This is a genomic window from Bacillus sp. Pc3, assembly GCF_000815145.1.
Lineage (GTDB): Bacteria > Bacillota > Bacilli > Bacillales > Bacillaceae > Bacillus > Bacillus velezensis.
In genome coordinates, this window is record NZ_CP010406.1 from 1,352,630 (window position 1) to 1,370,083 (window position 17,454).

The window sequence follows — 17,454 nt, forward strand, 5'->3', positions numbered from 1 at the left end:
TCACATATGGATTTTGAAATCAAGTTTTTATCGTTTTATGTCATTCAAGTGGAAGGAAAAGACGAACAGGCAAACAAACAGTTCAAACATTTCCAGACGCTTGACACGGAAGAATTTGAAGAAAGCGAGCTGAAGGATTTTCTTGACGGGGAATTGAAGAAAATCGTCAAACGGAAAGCCGAACGGCATCCGCAATCCGAGCAGGTCCCAACAAAAATCGGCCATTTTATCATGGAGCCGGGCCATGAGCTTGATTCAAATCCGAATTACAACCTTTTCAACCGCGCCAGACTTGCGGATACGAAGGAAGCATTTATCGAAGCAAGCGAGCAGTTCGTCCGCACTTACCTTGACACGAGCGCCGTGCGCGGCGGTGTTTTTATCGTGGCATCGGCCGTTCCGCGCAAGTATTTTGAAGACAAATTCGTCTTTATGATGAAATGCGATTTCGAGCCGAAGGTCGCCCGCATCTCAGACGCCTCGTCTCTCATTAAAAAGGTCGAAATGGCCATCACGACAAAAAACATGAAAAGCATTCAATATCCGTATATGCCGGAAGAAGGCATGACGGAAGAGCATGAGCTGAAAATCCACCAGGCCTCGCACGCCCGTTATTTCGAAGATTTTCTCAAATTTGTCGAATACGGCGAATCGATGCCGGAAATCATGAAAAACCAAGTCATGAACATGGTGCAGGAGCACGTGTATGAAACTCTTGAAGAAAACAGCGAAGAGCTTCAGCAGTTTGAGCACGACATTGAAATTTGGGAAGCGAGTGAAAAGCGGGAAATTCAGGAGCGCCTCGACACCCATCAAGTCATCGAGGCATCCGCGCAGATCATTGAACACACGCCGGAAGCCGAGCTGAAAATGAAAGTAGGAGAAACAGAGATTAAAGGATTACTGGCTGATTTCGGCGAATCCATCCATCTCGCAAAAGTGAACGGGCGCTATGTCGCGCTCATTGAGGCGGAGACGATCTCGTTTGAAAAAGGCAGTTCGCCGGTGGAGTTTCACAAGCCTGAGGGGCTGCAGGAGGTGATTGAACGGATACGGAATAAATCTGAACAAGACTGACAAAAGTCCAGACGCCATGTTCTGGACTTGCTTTATTTAATAAGGCTCTTTGAGCAATCGATAGCATTCCCTCATGATGTCTTGGACGCCGGGCGTTCCCTTTATCTCGCGGCGGACGATTTCAGATGAGAGATTCTGCACCTGTAAAGCCCGCTCCGCCCGTCTTTCGAAGTATACTTGACATGCAGTTTCATGGTTTTCGTGTTTTCGCAGTTCTTCACTAAGCACAATCGCGTCTTCAATCGCCATCGCCGCTCCCTGCGCCAATGTCGGCGCTCCTGCATGGACGGCATCCCCGCCCAGAACGACGCGGCCTCTGTGCCACGGTTCTTTGACCGCCATCTGCTCAATCTTATGAAACAAAACGGGATATTCCTTTGACATATTCTCTGTCACAAACTTTACTCCCGGAATTCCGCGCAGCAAGTCTTTCACCCGTTCAAAACGCGTGTCCTCGTCATCCCTGAAGTCAGCGTCATACGGCCGGATGATAAATACGTATCCTGTTTTTTCAGAGAGCGGCACGACTCCGACCTGCGTCTGCCCTTTTTTATACATCAGTGTTGAATCATGAAATATCGGCTCGGGAAAAGAAATGTAAAATCTGTGCGCTCCCATGCCGAGATACTCTGTTTTCACTTCTCTTTGCAGCATTTGATCGCGGACAGCGGAGCGGATGCCGTCAAAGCCGGCGAGAATGTCAGCCGTCATCATGGTTCCGTCTGCACAATGCACCGTTATTTCATCTGCCGTTTCTTCGTAAGACACGACTTTTTTACCGAGCAGAATCGTGACCCCCGCCGCTTCAGCATGCTTTTTGAGGATATCGTTTAACGTTTGCCGCAATATATTATTCCGCCCCGGCAATGAATCATCTAAAAACGCCTCACTCACTTTAAACTGCAGCGTTCCGTTTTCATCATGCTGCTTCAGCCATTCCGTTTGAAAGCCGTGTTGACAGCATTCATCATACACACCGATTTCCCGAAGCACCCGTAGCGCATTTTGAGGCTGGAGAATGCCCGCTCCGCTTTTTCGCATGCCGGACGCCGCCTCGCAAAGGGTCACTTCAAAACCCGCTCTGCCGAGAGAAATCGCTGCGGACAGGCCGCCGATCCCTCCGCCCGCTATGATGATCTTTTTCACTTCATGGTTCATCACGATACCGCCTTCTCTATTTATTTATCACTTATTAACTATTAGCCACCTTACTATATAGGCTGAAAAACTGTCAATCTTTATAAGTTGCCTTTTGAATCCGGCAAGCTTATACTTTGAATCACTAAAATGGTACGGAGGCTTACAAAAATGGAGTTGAGACATTTGCCGGATTACTCGCAGATTGCCGGACGCGCTGAGATTTACGCCGATATGGATGCTGAATCATTGAAAACATTTTTGACGTTATTTGATATGTCTAAAAAAATGAATCAGGTCATGGAGCATTATTTCTCAAGTCACGGATTGTCCGAAGGGAAATTCAAAATTTTAATGTTTCTGTTTGACGCACCCGGACACAGCCTGAGTCCGACAGAGCTGGCGAAAAAATCCAACGTCACCAAAGCGACCATCACCGGATTGATCGACGGACTCGCACGGGACGGCTTTGTAAACCGCAGCCGGCATACCGGCGACAGACGAAAAATCAGCATCGAACTCACAAAAGAAGGAAAAGAAAAGCTGATGCTGTTTCTTCCCGGCCACTTCTCCAATATTTCAGGAGTCATGGAAAGCTTCACCGCTGAACAAAAAGCGGAATTGACAAAAATGCTTGAAGTATTATTTGATAAGCTTCTGCTGTTTTCCGGCGGCAGAACATAAAGTAGTATCGTAAAAACAAAGGCAAATTTCTATGAGATGGAAATTGAAGTAAAAAGATGAGGGTTATAAAAAAACAGCCTGCACATTTGTTTGTTCAGGCTGTTTCAGAAGAAATAATTTTAAAATTACTTTCTCTTCACTATAAATGCAGGTGTTTTAATGCTGGAAGTTACATTTGTATATCGATTTTTAGTCTTCAACCTCACTCTCACACTATTTGATCCTTTTTTTAACGATTTTTGATTTGAGAGTTTAAATACTTTTTTAGGTGTTGAGTGACTGAAAGAACCTTTCTTTGTTTCATTAGCCACCCATTTTGAACCGTTCCAAACATCAATTGTCATGGAATAATCAAATGTTGCGATTGTCCCGCCCCCATATGATGCTACACAATCAATGGAAGTAGCTTTTGCAGAATAAGAATCCGCATCGGTACAAACTCTCAATACATATGTTGCATAATCTGTACTACAAGGCATAATATCCTTCCCCTTTCAAATTTTTTGAAACAGGCTTGTTATTATGACAAACCCTCCGTTCACTTCTAGCTGGCAAACGTATGACAAAGGGGATCTCATGGCTTAGGAGAGTAAAAATTCAAAACTCTTAGAAATTAACAAAAGGCGCCCCTCTCAGCAGGGCGCCTTTTTCGCGCGGTTAATCATCACTGTTTAAAATTCCGAAAAACCGTAGCAGGTTGATAAACAAGTTAATAAAGTCGATATAAAGCGTCAATGCCATCAAAGGAATCAGGTCAGCCGTGATGTCCCGGTGCTTGATCTGGTTCAGATCGTATAAGATGTACATTGAAAACACAATCGTCCCGATGACGGAATACGCCATCATGGCGGCGGAATTCAGCGGGCTGAAAATATTAAAGATCCCCACTGCGAGAAGTGCGATAACAGCGACAAGCAAGAAGGACCATAAAAATGACAAGTCCTTTTTCGTCTTAGCGCCGATCGTGCCGAGCACCGCAAAAATCACAAACGATGAACCGAATGCCTCCAATACGACATAGGCCCCCGCTGCGGACGCATAATGGCTGATAATCGGAAACAGCGTCATTCCGGAAATGAAAGCGAATGAAAACACAAACACATATCCGACGGCTTTTTTTCGGCGCAGCCAAAATGCGGCGATGATCATGACGACCTCTAAGACCGACAGCGGCAGCATCAATGCCGGCGGAATGAACTGGCCCGTATACAGGCCGATTGTCGCAACTAACAGTGTAAACACAAATACCGTTATAATGCGCTGCATAATAGATTGTTTGCTCTCATAAGCAGCAGTTTGCATGTCAAAAGTCCTCCCAAAAAAATGATCTTGATAGGTCTATTATAAATAAAATGGGAGAAATTTGCATGATTTTAAGAAGATTTTAAGGATGTCAGGCCTGACGTTTTGCTGCGCACTCCTGCATATCCATGAAATCATGCAGTTTTTTCGTCAATCCGCCGTGCCCGAATCGGATATTCCCCTTCTGCCCCGGCGTTTTCGCGAAATCGAGAAATGCCAGCACATAAAGACGCCTGACGGGAATCGGAATGACGCCCGCATCATAAAACCAGCCGTCAATTGTATTGAGCACGCCTTTGTTAATGCCGTATTGCTTCGTGCACCAATGCAGAAAGCGCACTTCGGGCAGGTGCAGATACCGGATCTCCCGGAAAGGAACAGTTGAATGCTTCATATGTACCGCCTCCTGTCATTGGCTGTTTTTTAAGATTGTTTTACTTCTTTGCTCTTCAGGGAAAATCGATATTTCTCCACCTTATCAATTTGTGTCACTTGGGAATTATGAACCGTAATCTGAACTGTCCCGAAATCGAGCGTTTCCAGCGCGCTGATAATCTTTTCGATCACATGCGGATCTACGTTTCCTTTGGACGTCATCATGCTCCCCCTTTATGTCTGGCCGTTCGTCTTTTGACAATGAGTGTTTTAATTCATACTATTCTGATAAGAAATATATAATTATACTATTATGTTTTCATTCAGAAATCAATAACATTTACACAATTTTTGGATATGTTTTCTTTGCGAAAACTTTCACTTCCTTCGCTTTGATTTAAACCGTGTCATCCCGAAATCGACTCCCAAGGCGTCATATAGCTGTTTTTAAGAATGCAATCTTCAAGTTCCGACATATTTACATTGTTTTCCGCTGACAAAAAAAGCGCCCCGCCTCTGGACGGAGCACCCTTTTTTCTATGCTTTTGCTTCCTCGATCACACATGTGACACCCATGCTGGCGAGCGCCTGCTCCAGGGAGCCGTAAGTTTGATACTCTGAAAAATCAAGCCCCAATTGGATAGAGGTCTGTGCCACATCAGGCCGAATGCCGGAAAACACGGTTCTGATGCCGAGGAGAAATAACGTTTTCGACAGCATATACAATTGCTGCGCCACCATCGTATCGACAATGGGCACACCGGACAGATCAATCACAAGGTTTGTGATCCGTTTGGCGACACAGTTTTCCGGCACCGACTCCAAAATCACGCGTGCCCGTCTCGTATCAATCGATCCGATGAGCGGCAGAGTGCCGATCGTATCCGCGATCAAAATAACCGGACAGCTCAATTCGGAAATAAGCTCCTGCTGAGATGACAGCCTCGCGATCATTAATTTCTGAAACTGTTCAGTAAAATCCGTCATCAGCTGATCAAACGAGCCGTTGACAAGGTGATTCCAGCGGCGGGCATCCTCGTTTGTTACGATGTCCTGATGCTCATCCATAAAACGGGTGACCGCCTCCCAAAAGACGGTTCTTGAATTGCCGATCGCCTCAACGACCTCATGAACCTCCGCGTCTTGCTCCACTCTGCTTTTCGCTACCTGTGCGGCCCATTTTTCTTTGTTATGCTGAAAAACGGCCGGATCTTCCAAAAAAGCGCTTGCGATGACCGTGTTTGTAAAGGTATGCTGCTCGATCAGCAGCCGTTTCATTTCCTCACTTAATTGATCCGCAGAATAAAAACGCCCTCTCAGCTTCCGTCTCAGCTTGAGCCATTTTTCCGTCAGCTCTGCCGAATGTGTAATAATATAATCATGAAGTAATTGGTCTTTGTTCACTGCCGTCTCCTCTTTCAAGAATATGTACTTTTGTTTAAATTATAAATCGGAATCGCCGATCGCACTAGAGAAATTAAAAAAACCGGCACATTAAAGCTTTTGATTGCTTTTTTCGACAGGAGGATACACTATAAAAGAAATGAAACAGGAGGTCAGTATGATGATCAATAAAATCGCGACAGTCGCCGTATACACTGATGATCAGCAAAAAGCGAAAACATTCTGGACGGAAAAAGCGGGGTTTGAAACCGTCGCCGAGCATCCGATGGGCCCGGGCGCCTTCTGGCTTGAGGTAGCGCCCAAAGGAGCCGCCACTCATTTGGTGATTTATCCGAAATCGATGATGAAAGGGGCCGAGCATATGAAGGCTTCTATCGTATTTGAGTGTGAAGATGTCTTTGCCGCATACGAACAGATGAAAAAGAACGGCATCACCTTTTTAGATGAACCGAAACAAATGGAATGGGGCAGCTTCGTGCAATTTAAAGATGAGGATGGTCATGTCTTTCTCCTGAAATCGTAATCCGTCAGGCATCTTAATTGACTTTGAGAATCATTTTCATTTAAAATGTTGGATAAAGCGTGAAAAGGATTGGAGAGTTGCCAGATGTTCGTGCAAATCAGAAAAATGACCGTAAAAGAAGGACATGCCGACAAAGTAATCGAACGCTTCAGTTCAGGAGGCGTGATTGAAAAGCAGGAAGGTTTGATAGACATAACGGTCCTGGAAAAAAAAGTCCGCCGCGGTGATGAAGAAGTCGTCGTGTTAATCCGCTGGGAGTCAGAAGACCATTGGAAACAATGGGAAAAAAGCGAAGACCACATCGCGGCCCACAAAGCAAACCAAGGCAAGCCGAAACCTGATTATATGCTTGGGACGGATGTCGGTATGTATCATGTCAGAGCCGTTAAAACAGGCGTACACGAAAAATAATAAAGAGCATTTGCCCCAGGGCAATGCTCTTTTCATTTTTTCTCCTCATACGGCAGGACAAACAGCGGTTTATCGGGCTTCCATTCCGCATACAGCACGTCCTCCGTTTTTTTGATGTTCAGCTTTTTCAGCTCCTGATTCAGCTGCTTTTCTTCCAGCCCGGCTTCTTTCAGATTTTCATACAGCACTTCGCCGTCAATAATCAGCGTGACCGGCAAAGAGACCTGCTTCGGCTTTATTTGCATGTCGCCGTTTTTCGTCGTGTCATATTGAAATTTCGGCAGGACGCTGACCATCCCGTTTGTTTCTAAAATCGCGTACTCCGCTTCCTGTATGGAAAAGCAATTCGCCTGTCTGAGAAGGCTTTGCAATTGATTAATGTCCAGCTTATTCTTTTTCAGCACACCATATTTCAGTTTTCCTTTATGGATGATAATACTCGGCTCGCCTTCCAACAGCTTTCTGGAGCTTTTTACTTTCTGCGTAATCAGTTCGATGAGATAAATTAAACCCCCCCATAACAGAGAGGCAAAAATGATTTCAAAAATCCTGACGCCTTTATCATACACCGCATTTCCGACCAGTTCGCCGAGGATGAGCGCGGAAATAAAATCAAACGGCGTAATTTGCGAGAATTGAGTTTTTCCAAGTAATTTTAAAATCACAAATAAAATACCCAAACCGCATACTAACTCCCAAGCCACTGTAAGTAAATGTCCCATATTCGCACCTTCTTCTTAAAAGTCATTACCATTATGGACATTCGCCTGTTTTCTATACAGCGGCCGGCAACACACAAAAAAACGCAGCCGCGGCCGCGTTTTTTCACTTCTGCTTACTGTTTTTGATTCGATCTGACGACCCGTAAGCACACCTCAGCGGCATAACCGGCGGCCGCTCCGGAACCCGCAAACATCGCGGCAAGCCCCAAGCCCATTCCTTCCCAGCCGCCGACACCGAAAATGCTGTAAACAACCGTACCGAAAGCAGTCAGGCCCAGCACCGCCAAAAGGCACTCAGGCCACATCTTTTTCGGCCATTTCTTGCGGAGCACAGCCGATACGGCAAAGTTAAGACAAAATGCGGCCAGACAGATCAGAAAAAAAAACCCCATGTCTTTTGCACCTCCGTCATGAGTAGCTTTTTATTTGCTCACCTTTTTTTCAAACAAATGATAACCCGGCGCGGGTCCTTTTGATTCGTACCCCATTCCGCTGTAAAACGACTGAAGCGCCTTGTTTTCGGACACGCAATCGAGCCGGATTTTCGTTTTTCCCGGACAAGACACACCCCTCTCCGCCCAAGTCATGATTGTCCGGCCGAGCCCTGCCCCTGCAAACCGCCTGTTAATCGCCAGCCGGTGAAGATATACGGACTCCTCATGTCCTTCATCGCCCCAAAGACGTCTGTCCCACCCGCTTGCTTCGGGAAGCAGCATGACGACGCCGGCCAACTCTTCATTCTGCCTGAATAAAAAAACATACCCTTGGGCGATCGCCTCCCGCATATTGTGGGTATCTTCCCCTTGCAGAAGGCCGCTCCACTGGTTCGACCCTTTATCGCGAAGCCATTCTGCCGCTTGCACGAGCAGATCCATGACCTCTTTTGCATCATCTTTCCGGGCGGAGGTGACCCGGAATGCCCCCGCCTTCTCCTCCGTGATCGTAAATGGTGTCATAAAAGCCTCCCGTAATCAGAATATTCGACACCTTCATTATAGACCAAACGCAGAAAGGAAAAAAACAGCCGTCATGTTTGAGGGCCGTTTAAAAAATTTTCTTCTTATCACGTTCTTCTTTTAAAATCTCAACCGCTTCCCTGAAACGCATAGAGTGGACGATTTCACGCTCACGCAGAAAACGGAGTGAATCATTCAGGTCAGGATCATCGGAAATATCAATAATCCATTGATACGTCGCTCTCGCCTTTTCTTCAGCCGCAATATCTTCATATAAATCAGCGATCGGATCTCCCTTCGCCTGTATGTAAGACGCTGTGAACGGAACTCCGGCCGCATTGTGATAAAACAGCGCGCTGTCATGGTTGACGTAATGATCGCTGAGCCCTGCATCACGCAGCTGCTCCGGGGTCGCATCTTTTGTCAGCTTATAAATCATCGTCGCAATCATTTCTAAATGCGCAAACTCCTCCGTGCCGATATCCGTCAGCAGGCCGATCACCTTGTCAGGAATCGTGTAGCGCTGGTTTAAGTACCGGAGCGCTGCGGCCAATTCGCCGTCCGCCCCGCCGTATTGTTCAATGAGAAACTTAGCCAGCATCGGGTTGCATGTACTGACTTTAACCGGATACTGCAGCTTTTTTTCATATACCCACATTTACAGATCCCTCCTTATACTTGCCATGGCCAAGGACCGCGGCCCCAGTCCCATTGAGCGCCGACCTGACTCACGCCGAATTGCAGAAGCGGTCCGTACTCAGGTTCAAACCGCTTTCTAAGCTGTCTTGAGTACCGGGAATATTCATGAAACTGCTGAAGCGCGAGACGGTCATGGGGATGCGTATCCAGATAAAGCGTCAGCTCCACCAAGACAAAGTCCGCCGCCTGAATTTGCTCCAGCAGCCGATAATATTCATCATCAATCTTTTTCGCCATATTCGATTCCCCCCCGATAAGGATTATCATAGAAATCGTAAAGATCCTTCCAAAGGGTCCCTTTTCTCAATGCCTCCATCGGAGAAAACTGCTCTAAGTGATACGGCTGAAACCGCATATAAAGATGCGGCGGCGTTCTGAAGTATTTTCTCCCGATCGGCGGGCAGGGATCAAACCGGCTGTGGAAGGGTTTATAGGATTTGACCGGTGTAAACGGCTGATTTTCTTTCATTACGATCCTCCTTTCCTCAACACATGACCTTAATAGGTATGAATCCGTATCGGCATTTATGCCCCGCAAGAAATGAAAAAAGCCAGCGCTTAGAAACGGTCACAAAAAAACACTCTTGCTGTTCCAAGAGTGCTTTTTCCCGAATGGTCAGATATATTGGCTGTCCCGATGATGATGATGGAACGGGTAGCCGCCGTAGCCTCCGCCATAGCCGCCAAAACCGTACCCCGGATATCCCCCGAAGCCTCCGTAGCCGCCAAAACCGCCGTAACCGCCAAAACCGTATCCCGGGTAGCCGTAGCCTCCGCCGAAACCGTATCCCGGATATCCTCCGTAGCCGCCGTAGCCGCCGTAGCCGCCAAAACCGTACCCCGGGTAGCCTCCGTAGCCGCCATAGCCTCCGCCATAGCCTCCGCCGTAAATCGGTCTTCTTTCATTCATGGTTTATCGCTCCTTCACATAGGTTACAGTCCAGTTTATGACATCCGGAAGGAAACGTATGGGCATCCGCCCAGTTTTGGCGAAATAATCAATAATTGCTTACGGAGAAAAATACGATACAGGCTGACCGCTTAAGCAAAATAAAAAGGCCGGAACTTATGCCGCCCCGGCCTTTTTGTCTTTATTCGCCTAAATCTACATTGTGATAAACCTGCTGTACGTCTTCGAGGTCTTCCAGCACATCGATCAGCTTTTCAAATTGAGCTTTCGCATCTTCCGGAAGCTCGACTTCATTTTGCGCAAGCATCGTCAGCTCCGCAACTGTGAACTCTTCAACGCCGGCATTTTTGAATGCCTCCTGCACCGCATGGAATTGGTCAGGCTCGGCATACACGATCACACTGTCATCCTCTTCTAAAATATCGCGCACGTCCACATCAGCTTCCATCAGCAATTCCAGCGCTTCATCCGCCGTCTTGCCTTCAACGCCGATAACGGCAGTCGCATCGAACATGTAAGCGACAGACCCGCTCACACCCATATTTCCGCCGTTTTTCCCGAATGCGGCGCGCACTTCAGGCGCCGTGCGGTTTACATTATTCGTTAACGCATCAACGATGATCATTGAACCGTTCGGCCCGAAACCTTCGTAACGCAACTCGTCAAAGTTCTCCTCCGCGCCGCCTTTCGCCTTTTCAATCGCACGCTCAATAATATTTTTCGGCACACTGTACGTCTTCGCGCGCTCAAGCACCACTTTTAACGCCTGGTTCGATTCCGGATCTGGCTCGCCTTGTTTTGCCGCCACATAAATCTCACGGCCGAACTTCGCGTAAATCCGGCTCGTATTTGCGTCCTTTGATGCTTTCTTTTCTTTAATATTGTTCCACTTACGGCCCATTTTGTTCCACTCTCTTTCACGAATTGAATCTGTATGATAAATACTCTGCTTCTATTATACCTCAGCGGTTGGGTTGTTTCGAGTGTAAGACATTAGAAAAAACAGGCACGCTTAAAATCACCGGAGCGCAGTAAGCCGAATGTGAGGGTTATTGTACAAAACATAAAAAGCTTCCCTTCATACAGGAAGGAAGTCGCAAGCCAAAAGATTCATTTTATTCTTATTACCTATTTCCTACACTGTATATCCTGACTTACGTGGTAAAATTTTGATATCGAACAAAAGAAAGGATATGGTCATGAAAGTTTTCGAAGCAAACAGCCTACCCAAGAGGTGATGTCAATGATTGAAACAAATATTTCTGAACCTGTATTTCAATTTTTAGGAGGTATTTTCCACCAAGATATAGACACTCCTGAGTCAGCACTTGAAGAATACTTAGAAGAAATACCTAAAAAAGAACAAGAAAACGATGTAGTAGCACTCAAAGCGTTTATAAAAAGCGATTACTCAGATGAACAAAAAAATGATTTTATAGAAGAGACTGCAGATGGTGTAGATATCAATAGTTACGGACTATCCCCAATACTATGGCTCGGACAAATCATTCAAAAAATCGAAAAGAATATTGAGGCTTTATAGATTCAGGGAAACCCTATTCCTATGTTTGCACAGTCTCTGATAAGTTTCTTAATCTTTCCCTCTATAAACTGAAAAAATAACCCCCGAATGAAAGGATATGGTCATGAAAGTTTTCGAAGCAAACAGCTTGTTGACAGCTGCCAAACAGCGTGCGAGTGAATACAAAGAACTGCGCGGCCAGATGGTCAATCTAAAAAAAGCGTTTCAAGGTATGGCTGATCTTGGTGACAATGATTTCTCTGGCCGGGGCGCCAATAACATCAAAGCTTTTTTCAAGGACCACGCCGGCGTCACAGACAGCTGGCTTGATCTGATCGATATGAAAATCGCATTTCTCACAAGCCTTCCCGGTAAGGTCGAAGATGCCGGACTTTCTAATTCGCATGTGGAGGAATCATTTCTGGAGCATGAGCTCACCCACGCCCTCAGTAAATCAAAGGCGATTATGGAAGAGCAGAAAAAGGACATGCGCTCCATCCTCGGAGAGATCGAAGATATCATCTCGCTTGATCTGTTTTCAACCGAAAGCACAGATCAGAAGCTCTCTTCAGCTGACAAAAAAAGAAGCGAAACGATACATAAGCTCGGCAAGCTTGATCACGATCTAACGAAAGAATACGCAGAAACCGAAGCAAATGAACATTTTATCCAAGCAGATTTCCAGCAGCTCCAAAACGCTACAGGCAAAGGAAAAAACGCCACGCCGCTTCACTACAATGCCAAGGCGTACCGAGAAAGCGACATCCATAAGAAAAAAGACGAGATTGCAAGACATTCGGATGCTTATTTGACGATTAAAAAGGAAGAAGCGAAAGAGCGGGAGATTGAAAAACTGAAAGAAAGACTGAAAAACTACGATTATGCGAATGCCGATGAATTCTATTCAATGGCCAAAACGATCGGCTATAAAAACCTGACAAAAGAACAGCAGCGCTACTTCACTCAAATTGAAAACACGCGTGAACTTACAGACGGTTTCAAAGGCGTTGCCGTCGGCCTTTATGATTCCGGAAAAGACGCGGTCACAGGCCTGTGGGATATGGTCACAGATCCGGGCGGAACGGTTGAAGCCATTACAGGAGCGGTGGCTCACCCGATCAAAACGTATGAAGCCATTTCAGCGGCAATCGAAGAATCGTACCAAAAAGACATGGTGAATGGCGACACCTACTCCAGAGCAAGATGGGTGTCATATGCAGTGGGCACCGTTGTGACATCAGTCGTCGGCACAAAAGGCGTCGGCGCCGTCTCAAAAACAGGCACAGCCGCCAAAGTGACAACCAAAGTCAAAACAGCAGCAAGCAAATCCGCCACAGCTCAAAAAGCGATAACGGTCTCAAAACAAACCGTTGATCGCATCAAACAAAAAGTAAACACAGGCATCGAAGTATCAAAAAAACGTGTCAAAACCAAGTTAAATCAAATCGGAGATGTCACCCTGGCTGATATTCTCCCGTATCATCCGCGTCACGACTTAGTGCCGGCGGGCGTTCCTTACAACGCAGTCAACGGGGTCACACTTAAAGAAGGACTTCAGAAATTCGCCAAGGTCATCCTGCCGAAACCGTACGGAACCTCCGCAAGCGGCAGACGGACACCGGCACCGCATGTACCGCCGGTAACGGTCAAATACGGCGAGCATTTTGCGAAATGGACTAGAAAGAAAGTATTGAAGCCGAATGTCATCTACAAAACAAAGGAAGGCTACACGTACACCACTGACAACTATGGTAGAATTACAAGTGTCAAAGCAGACTTGCAGCTGGGAGAAGCAAAACGCAACCAATATGCACAGTCAAAAGCAGGTAAACCAGACCGTCTGACAGATGACGACGGAGGCCACCTAATCGCCACCCAATTCAAAGGCTCAGGCCAATTCGACAACATCGTGCCGATGAACTCTCAGATTAATAGGAGCGGCGGCAGATGGTATGAAATGGAGCAAGAATGGGCAAAGGCTCTTAAAGAAGAACCACCGCAAAAAGTTAACGTTAATATAAAAGCCATATATAAAGGTGATTCACTAAGACCAGACAAATTCATCGTTAAGTACAGCATTGGAGATGCTGATTTCGAAAAAGTAACAATAAAAAATCAATCTGGAGGTTGAGGTCATGGACACACCAAAAATGGGTGAATTGTATCAAAGAATAGCAACTCAGATAAATGAAATGATTCCATCAGAATGGGAAAAAGTATATCTTCACGCCGAGATATTAGATGATTCTTCCGAAGTATATTTTTATTTTAATATACCGGGCGAGAGTGAATTCTTATATTCACATAACATTCCAGACCATTTTAATGTAAGCGAAGATATCTATGATGATTTATTAATCGAACTTCAAGAATCATTCGAAGAATTACGCGAAGAGTACAAGGAAAATAATCCACAAATTTGGACAAACTTGACTTTGAAACTAGATAGGACAGGCCAGTTTTCTATAGATTATAACTATGAAGATGTAATTGCTTCAGAGCTAAATGGATCTCAAAGAAAAGCTATTTGGGTGTATAAAAACCTGGGTTTACTGCCAAAAAGGAAAACGGTCAGAGACTTTTTAGAGGATTATATTAAGACTAACGAAGGAAAAATTTAAATTAGTTTCTGATATGGGACAGTTTTATCAACAAATAGCGGAGCACCTTAATGAAATGATTCCATCAGAATGGACAAAAATCATTCTTTATGATAATTCATCAGAAGTTTACTTTTTCTTCAATACACCACGAGGTGAAGAGAATATCTATTCTCATGATATACCGAAACAATTCGATGTTAGTAAAAAAATATACGTGAGTTTATTAATTGAACTTCAAGAGTTATTCGAAGAGTTAAGAGAAGAATTTAAAGCAAACAACCAAGATATTTGGACCAATTTAACGCTTAAACTGGAGAATACTGGAAAATTCTCAATTGACTACGATTACACCGATGTCATCGCCTCAGACTTAAACGAAACACAACGGCAAGTCGTATGGGAATATAAGAATTTAGGTATCTTGCCAGAAGATAAGAAAGAGAAAGATTTTGTATTAAACTACTTCGGTCTATAAATCAATAATGGCTCAGCTCTTTACTGCTGGGCTATTTTTATTCTCAGATTGGCTCTTGGCTTTTATGGAAACCGAAAAAGGCCTATTATATAAAAAGTCAGCCGAATGATTTAATAATTTGATTACTTCTGAATGGAATAAGGTTGGCCTATACGCTGAAATTTTAGATGAGTATAGACTTTTCTTTAGTACAGAAAAAAGAAGAAAACCAATCATCCCATACAAACGAATAATCATATTAATGATAATTTGTTTAATGCACTTCAAAATTTATTTTGAACTGAAAATACATCTTCATATTATTACTTAAACATGAGGCGGAAATTTTGGACTTATTTGAAGATTGCATCGAAGCCCTTAAAAATCCTAAAGAAATTTTATCAGATGAGCTAACCGAACAATACTTCGAGACACTAAACAATAATTTCCCGATAACCAGTTGGGCTAAAAAATTGATTGGGGCAAAGTACCACAAAAAGAAAGTATAGAAACCTATGATGATCTATATAAATGGTTAAAGTTTAAAGAGATTGTAGATACAACCATTAATCTTCTATGGAATCCATCGGATATTCCTGTTGTGAGGACTACATTAGAGAATGCATTAGAAGTGCTAGATAACGTACTTGCTGTAGGTTCAGATACTTTTATGTACAGCGACCACGGTTTTGTTATTGAATTTTTCCATGATGGTGAGGTCACAATCGGGAGAACTGAATAGTAGTAAGCTACTTCAGCTATAATTCAAAAATGGTACACTCCAGCTCTGCTTAATAAATCTAAGCCCTCTTAATTGAGGGCTTAGATTTATCTCATCTCACTTTATAAAAAGGAGCAACATTTTGACAGTAAGAAGAGCCTTAATAAAACAAATTAATTTAACAATCACAGCAATAAAAACAAACAATCAAAAGAATCCAACTCCAATGGTGAAAATCCTAATAAAAAGATACGAAGAGGGAAATGAATTTATCCTTCAATCATCGGATGAACAATTCGAAGAAGACCTCTCTAAAGTTAGAAATAAACTAGACACTCTGACAAGAGCATATCTAGAATCAGCTAACAACTATATGAATCCTATGCTCATAGTTAGTTCTTAATATCGTATTACCAAGAGTCAATATTGCCCTTAAAACAATTGATAGTAATAATAAACCTGCTATAATCAATAATTAGAGGATAATTACTTTCAGAAAAAACAACTCAAATGATTTCAAGAGCTTTTAATCAGACAGCCGTACATCTCTTTAAGATCTGAAAAGGTGATTTCTATACCTATACGTTTCAATTGATCCTTACGCTGATCAAACAATTTTTTTAAAAGTGTTTCTTTATCTTCATCTCTCCCTAAATGTATAAGACGATGACAAAGTGGACATAAACTTACCATGTTCTCTAGTTGATCTAAGTCATATTGGAATTCACCTTGCTTAGCTATAGGCACAAGATGATGACACTCAACAAAAGGCTTATTGGTAGATTTAGAGATAAATGTTTTATGGGAGTCATCAATTTCGCAAGTGTAATTTGAAAGCATCATAGCCATTGAGGCTAGGCTTGCATTCCTTGTCCACTGCTTTTGTCCACCTTTATTATAAATTGGTTCTGGACGTACTTTTTTTTGATTTACTTCATATGACTTTTTTACACTCTCAGATATAATAAAATGCTGAATTGCTAGCTGATATTCTTCTTCATTAGTCGTTTCATCTGTAAACACCCCGTCTTCCTGTAATAAAATGAAATCATTGAACTGTTCTATTGATCTCTTTCCAATCAGTCCTTCTATTTCTTTATATGTAATCAACAAATTTTGTAAATCGATTATGAATTCTTCCTTACTAGGTATATTGCTCACATCATAATATCGTCCACATATATGTCCTAGTTCATATCCTCTAGCAAGATCACCATTACCCTTTAAATCAATATTTAAAAGATTCATGTTTCTAGGTATAGTATTTAATTTTCCTCTAATTATAGAAGCTGTTTTTTTTATTTTTTCCTTCCCTAGCTTTGTTCCATATTTATCTTTAAAATATGTCCAACCTTGATTCAAACTAACATAAAAGCCACTGCCATCTGCATTAAACAAATATACAATATAGTACCCTCTTGTAGCTGAAATCGTTAAGTTCTTAATAAAGATAGAAATCCATGGAACCTCAGCCCATCTACCTTGTCCTACCGAACCTACTATATGATAAATTTTTAGATCTAATTCGGCGTCTTTAAAAAGAGACTCCTTTATCTTATGACGAACAAGTGTCCCTAAGGGATGGTCTTTAAACAACTCCCTTTTAGCTTTATGATATTCTGTTATTACTTTAATCATTTTTTCTAGTATGGTTAAATTTGAATCATCTAAAACTTTAGCCATTATTTCAAACACCTCTATATATAAATGAGATACCTAGAGACGAAGTATAAAAAGCCTCTCCTGATCTTGGGAGGCTTTAGTTTTTTTAAAATTTCTTATATATCTTTTCTCTCCAAAACCGCCACACACTTCACATGGCTTGGATGGTGATGGCAGAAAATATTGATGTAGTGGTGTTTACCTTATACTTTTAAATTAATAATAATTTTAGCATTTGAATCTTACATCATGCCGCCCGTAGGCTGTTAGAGTGTAATATTGCTAACATTGT

General features: G+C 43.4%; 24 protein-coding genes and 1 pseudogene. 10 read left to right on the forward strand and 15 right to left on the reverse strand.

What is annotated here, in order from left to right; all coding sequences use genetic code 11:
* The first annotated feature begins 6 nt into the window (after nucleotides 1-6).
* Nucleotides 7-1,077 carry a DUF3900 domain-containing protein gene (locus tag SB24_RS06160; RefSeq protein WP_039252390.1) on the forward strand — a complete coding sequence of 357 codons (1,071 nt, stop codon included), beginning with the start codon at nucleotides 7-9 and terminating at the stop codon, nucleotides 1,075-1,077.
* A 36-nt stretch (nucleotides 1,078-1,113) separates the two neighbouring features.
* Here SB24_RS06160 and SB24_RS06165 read toward each other — a convergent pair whose 3' ends face one another.
* A complete protein-coding gene (locus SB24_RS06165; RefSeq protein WP_039252395.1) occupies nucleotides 1,114-2,235 on the reverse strand; it encodes an FAD-dependent oxidoreductase in 1,122 nt (373 codons plus the stop codon).
* Nucleotides 2,236-2,385: 150 nt separating this feature from the next.
* Between SB24_RS06165 and SB24_RS06170 the strand changes: the two genes are divergently transcribed.
* Entirely contained in the window at nucleotides 2,386-2,898 is a 513-nt protein-coding gene (locus SB24_RS06170) for a MarR family winged helix-turn-helix transcriptional regulator (RefSeq protein WP_007408942.1), read from the forward strand.
* A 125-nt stretch (nucleotides 2,899-3,023) separates the two neighbouring features.
* Here SB24_RS06170 and SB24_RS06175 read toward each other — a convergent pair whose 3' ends face one another.
* The 5 genes from SB24_RS06175 to SB24_RS06190 form a co-directional block, all read right to left on the reverse strand.
* The gene (locus tag SB24_RS06175) at nucleotides 3,024-3,377 is read right to left on the reverse strand and encodes a hypothetical protein (RefSeq protein ID WP_015416996.1); all 354 of its coding nucleotides are present in this window, start codon (nucleotides 3,375-3,377) and stop codon (nucleotides 3,024-3,026) included.
* A gap of 178 nt (nucleotides 3,378-3,555) precedes the next feature.
* Entirely contained in the window at nucleotides 3,556-4,200 is a 645-nt protein-coding gene (locus SB24_RS06180) for a Bax inhibitor-1/YccA family protein (protein WP_007408941.1), read from the reverse strand.
* A 91-nt stretch (nucleotides 4,201-4,291) separates the two neighbouring features.
* Complete coding sequence (locus tag SB24_RS06185; RefSeq protein ID WP_039252406.1) at nucleotides 4,292-4,594, reverse strand: FMN riboswitch-binding regulator RibR; 303 nt, start codon at nucleotides 4,592-4,594, stop codon at nucleotides 4,292-4,294.
* A gap of 29 nt (nucleotides 4,595-4,623) precedes the next feature.
* Entirely contained in the window at nucleotides 4,624-4,797 is a 174-nt protein-coding gene (locus SB24_RS19465; protein ID WP_003155693.1) for a YezD family protein, read from the reverse strand.
* 315 nt (nucleotides 4,798-5,112) lie between these two features.
* Nucleotides 5,113-5,979: an STAS domain-containing protein gene (locus SB24_RS06190; RefSeq protein ID WP_007408939.1), complete on the reverse strand. Its 867-nt coding sequence runs from the start codon at nucleotides 5,977-5,979 to the stop codon at nucleotides 5,113-5,115.
* 160 nt (nucleotides 5,980-6,139) lie between these two features.
* On the opposite strand from SB24_RS06190, the gene SB24_RS06195 reads away from it, so the two are divergent.
* Both SB24_RS06195 and SB24_RS06200 read left to right on the forward strand, forming a co-directional pair.
* Nucleotides 6,140-6,502: a VOC family protein gene (locus SB24_RS06195; protein ID WP_031379272.1), complete on the forward strand. Its 363-nt coding sequence runs from the start codon at nucleotides 6,140-6,142 to the stop codon at nucleotides 6,500-6,502.
* Nucleotides 6,503-6,586: 84 nt separating this feature from the next.
* A complete protein-coding gene (locus SB24_RS06200) occupies nucleotides 6,587-6,913 on the forward strand; it encodes an antibiotic biosynthesis monooxygenase family protein (RefSeq protein ID WP_039252410.1) in 327 nt (108 codons plus the stop codon).
* 32 nt (nucleotides 6,914-6,945) lie between these two features.
* On the opposite strand, the gene SB24_RS06205 is transcribed toward SB24_RS06200, so the two are convergent.
* The 8 genes from SB24_RS06205 to SB24_RS06240 form a co-directional block, all read right to left on the reverse strand.
* Nucleotides 6,946-7,635: a YetF domain-containing protein gene (locus SB24_RS06205; RefSeq protein WP_015416992.1), complete on the reverse strand. Its 690-nt coding sequence runs from the start codon at nucleotides 7,633-7,635 to the stop codon at nucleotides 6,946-6,948.
* 113 nt (nucleotides 7,636-7,748) lie between these two features.
* Complete coding sequence (locus SB24_RS06210) at nucleotides 7,749-8,027, reverse strand: YesK-like family protein (protein WP_007408936.1); 279 nt, start codon at nucleotides 8,025-8,027, stop codon at nucleotides 7,749-7,751.
* A 30-nt stretch (nucleotides 8,028-8,057) separates the two neighbouring features.
* On the reverse strand, nucleotides 8,058-8,591 hold the full coding sequence (locus SB24_RS06215; RefSeq protein WP_015416991.1) for a GNAT family N-acetyltransferase: 534 nt from the start codon (nucleotides 8,589-8,591) through the stop codon (nucleotides 8,058-8,060).
* An 88-nt stretch (nucleotides 8,592-8,679) separates the two neighbouring features.
* The gene (cotJC, locus tag SB24_RS06220; protein WP_003155700.1) at nucleotides 8,680-9,249 is read right to left on the reverse strand and encodes a spore coat protein CotJC; all 570 of its coding nucleotides are present in this window, start codon (nucleotides 9,247-9,249) and stop codon (nucleotides 8,680-8,682) included.
* Between the two features lie 14 nt (nucleotides 9,250-9,263).
* Nucleotides 9,264-9,527 (reverse strand): spore coat protein CotJB, encoded by a 264-nt coding sequence (gene cotJB, locus SB24_RS06225; RefSeq protein ID WP_007408934.1) that lies wholly within the window; start codon nucleotides 9,525-9,527, stop codon nucleotides 9,264-9,266.
* On the reverse strand, nucleotides 9,511-9,759 hold the full coding sequence (gene cotJA / locus SB24_RS06230; RefSeq protein WP_007408933.1) for a spore coat-associated protein CotJA: 249 nt from the start codon (nucleotides 9,757-9,759) through the stop codon (nucleotides 9,511-9,513). The genes cotJB and cotJA overlap by 17 nt, the downstream gene beginning before the upstream one ends.
* A gap of 147 nt (nucleotides 9,760-9,906) precedes the next feature.
* On the reverse strand, nucleotides 9,907-10,200 hold the full coding sequence (locus SB24_RS20645; RefSeq protein ID WP_039252415.1) for a hypothetical protein: 294 nt from the start codon (nucleotides 10,198-10,200) through the stop codon (nucleotides 9,907-9,909).
* A gap of 181 nt (nucleotides 10,201-10,381) precedes the next feature.
* Complete coding sequence (locus tag SB24_RS06240) at nucleotides 10,382-11,101, reverse strand: YebC/PmpR family DNA-binding transcriptional regulator (RefSeq protein WP_003155709.1); 720 nt, start codon at nucleotides 11,099-11,101, stop codon at nucleotides 10,382-10,384.
* A gap of 342 nt (nucleotides 11,102-11,443) precedes the next feature.
* On the opposite strand from SB24_RS06240, the gene SB24_RS06245 reads away from it, so the two are divergent.
* The 6 genes and pseudogenes from SB24_RS06245 (at nucleotide 11,444) to SB24_RS06270 (ending at nucleotide 15,903) form a co-directional block, all read left to right on the forward strand.
* Entirely contained in the window at nucleotides 11,444-11,743 is a 300-nt protein-coding gene (locus tag SB24_RS06245) for a contact-dependent growth inhibition system immunity protein (RefSeq protein WP_015416989.1), read from the forward strand.
* A 103-nt stretch (nucleotides 11,744-11,846) separates the two neighbouring features.
* On the forward strand, nucleotides 11,847-13,853 hold the full coding sequence (locus SB24_RS06250) for a T7SS effector LXG polymorphic toxin (RefSeq protein ID WP_039252419.1): 2,007 nt from the start codon (nucleotides 11,847-11,849) through the stop codon (nucleotides 13,851-13,853).
* 4 nt (nucleotides 13,854-13,857) lie between these two features.
* On the forward strand, nucleotides 13,858-14,343 hold the full coding sequence (locus tag SB24_RS06255; RefSeq protein WP_039252421.1) for an LXG family T7SS effector immunity protein YezG: 486 nt from the start codon (nucleotides 13,858-13,860) through the stop codon (nucleotides 14,341-14,343).
* A 13-nt stretch (nucleotides 14,344-14,356) separates the two neighbouring features.
* Complete coding sequence (locus SB24_RS06260; protein ID WP_039252427.1) at nucleotides 14,357-14,800, forward strand: TIGR01741 family protein; 444 nt, start codon at nucleotides 14,357-14,359, stop codon at nucleotides 14,798-14,800.
* Between the two features lie 326 nt (nucleotides 14,801-15,126).
* A pseudogene (locus tag SB24_RS20650) lies at nucleotides 15,127-15,521 on the forward strand (CDI toxin immunity protein).
* Between the two features lie 121 nt (nucleotides 15,522-15,642).
* The gene (locus SB24_RS06270; RefSeq protein WP_039252430.1) at nucleotides 15,643-15,903 is read left to right on the forward strand and encodes a hypothetical protein; all 261 of its coding nucleotides are present in this window, start codon (nucleotides 15,643-15,645) and stop codon (nucleotides 15,901-15,903) included.
* Between the two features lie 113 nt (nucleotides 15,904-16,016).
* On the opposite strand, the gene SB24_RS06275 is transcribed toward SB24_RS06270, so the two are convergent.
* The gene (locus tag SB24_RS06275; RefSeq protein ID WP_079891290.1) at nucleotides 16,017-17,183 is read right to left on the reverse strand and encodes an MrcB family domain-containing protein; all 1,167 of its coding nucleotides are present in this window, start codon (nucleotides 17,181-17,183) and stop codon (nucleotides 16,017-16,019) included.
* Nucleotides 17,184-17,454: the final 271 nt, after the last annotated feature.